This window comes from Patescibacteria group bacterium (genome assembly GCA_034659915.1).
Lineage (GTDB): Bacteria > Patescibacteriota > WWE3 > JAUXAW01 > JAYEID01 > JAYEID01.
The window spans coordinates 1-2,320 of sequence record JAYEID010000020.1; the positions used below are offsets into that span (position 1 = coordinate 1).

Here is a 2,320-nt window from a genome sequence, read left to right on the forward strand (position 1 = left end):
GATAGGAGATAAAAATAAATTACAAATTACAAATGACAAATATCAAATGACAAATGCGGAGAGTGGGGTGCTGTACATCGTACGCGGAATACGGACACCCGATCCGCCGGCTGGCGGACGGGTAACGAATAACGAATAGCTTATAACGTATAACGTATAACGTATAACGTATAACGTATAACGTATAACGTATAACGTGTTACCAGTTACTAGTTACTAGCTGCTAATTGCTAGTTAAATACCAAATATGAACTTAAGCATAGCTTTAAAGGAAATAGACAATTTACAATCTTGGAAACAGCACCTATTAGCACTTATTATTATTGCCTTGATAATTTTTGTTTATTTTTTTCCTGTCCTAGCTAAGGGAGAGGTTTTTGTTACTACTGGACTTATTCACTCTGACTTAATGAGCTTTTCCTATCCTTTGAAACACTTCTACGCTCAAAATTTAAAAGCAGGGCAAATTCCTTTATGGGTTTTGGGTGTTGGCGCGGGCTTCCCAGTTGCTGCTGAGAGCCAACTAGGTGCTTTTTATCCTTTAAATATTCTAATTTTTGGGCTTTTACCTATGCCTTTCGCCTTTAATTTTTCTTTGGCATTTCATTTATTCTTAGCTTGTTTCTTTACTTACCTTTTGGCTAAAGAAGCATTTTCTTTATCCTTTTTTGCAGGTCTGTTTGCAGGTATTGCCTATGGTTTAGGTGGTTTTTTCGCAGCTCATTTTTCTCATTTAAGTATGGTTCAGGTAGCAGCTTTTTTTCCACTTATTTTTTTGCTTGTTTTGCAGTTGGTGGAGAAAAGAAACCTGAAAACATTTTTAATTCTTTCTTTGATCTATTCATTAGTATTTTTAGCTGGTCATTTACAGATACTTTACTACTTTCAAGTAGTGCTTGGGTTTTTTGTTCTTTCTCTTCTGATTTTTAGCTATCAAGAAAAAAGGCTAGGTGATAAGTTGGTTTTTTTAGCAAATTGGGTTGGGTCTTTGGTTTTGGCTTTTTTAGTTTCTGGAGTGCAGTTTTTAATTAGTTTTGAATTTATAAAAAATTCCGAACGTGGGTTGGGGTTGGCATTTTCGCGAGCTGTTGCCTATACTTTCCCCTTTTCCCATCTTTTGCATTTTATACTACCGGGGAAAGCTGACTTTTCTAAGCCGGTTTTTTACGGGCAACATGTAGAAACAATTAGTGCTTGGGAGACATTCGGTTTTATTGGGGTTAGCACTCTGGTATTGGTACTGATAGGTATTGTTTTTTCTAGGCATAGAAAAAGGGTTTGTGCTTTGCTTTTCTTGGTTGTTTTATCTTTTGTGTTTTGTCTAGGAAGAACAACACCTTTTTTTGAAATTTTTTGGCGGATAGTTCCTTTTATGAAAATTTTCCAGCACCCTACACGGCTAATGTCTGTTGTAAATCTGGGATTGGCACTTTTGGCAGGTTTTGGGTTAGATACTTTATTGAGCTTTGATTTTCCAAGTCTTTGGGAAAATTTATTGCCTTTTGCACTTGTTTTCCTTCTTTTGGGCGAGCTTTTTACTTTTAACAAACCAGTTAATCAGTGGGTATTGGCGGAGCAGTGGTTTGAAATGCCGTCCTCTGCCCGCTATTTGAAAGGTAAGCTTTCTCCTTCTTATCGTTTCTTTACTTTTGGTGCTAACAGCTACAATTTCCGATTGATAGATGATTTATCTGTCCAATTTGGGCTGCGGAACCTACTTCCTCCAAATTATAACCTTGTGCACTCTTTGCCTTCTGTTAATAGACATTTTGGAATTGCACTCCGGCGCGGGACTAAGTTTTTTCACCGGTGGGCATACTTTTTGGGGTGGCATTATAATTCCCAGAAAGTGGTAGTGAATCCCATATTTGATAGATTTTTGGATCTTACTTCTGCAAATTATGTTCTTAGCGGGTTAGAATTAGCAAGTGATAACTTGGTGCTGGAAAAGGTGTGGGAATTTGAGAAAACGCTTCCTTATGAGTTGGAGCTTTTGGGTTTTGCAGGAGAAAAGAATTGGGAAGAAGTGCAATCTTCTGGTGTGTATCTTTATGAAAACCTAGACGCGCTGCCCCGAGCAAGTTTTGTTTCCGAGATTATTGAGGCGCAGTCGGCAGAGGAAGCTCTAAATTTGTTGGAAGATGAGAACTTTGACCCCCGTAAAAATGTAATTCTGGAGACCGATGCTAATGGACGCAAATTTGGAGAAGACCAGAGGCGAGTAGACGCGAATGCAGATAACGCAGATAGCGCAGATGAGGTAGGGGAGGGGGTAGCAGAAATAGTGGTGGATGGGGATCAGGAGGTAGTGGTGGAGGTT

Annotated in this window: 1 protein-coding gene; it reads left to right on the top strand. The window is 38.8% G+C overall.

The genetic code is table 11. The features are described 5' to 3' along the window. Positions 1-247: 247 nt before the first annotated feature. A partial coding sequence (locus U9M98_03505; GenBank protein ID MEA2020747.1) for a hypothetical protein occupies positions 248-2,320 on the top strand: 2,073 nt, incomplete at its 3' end.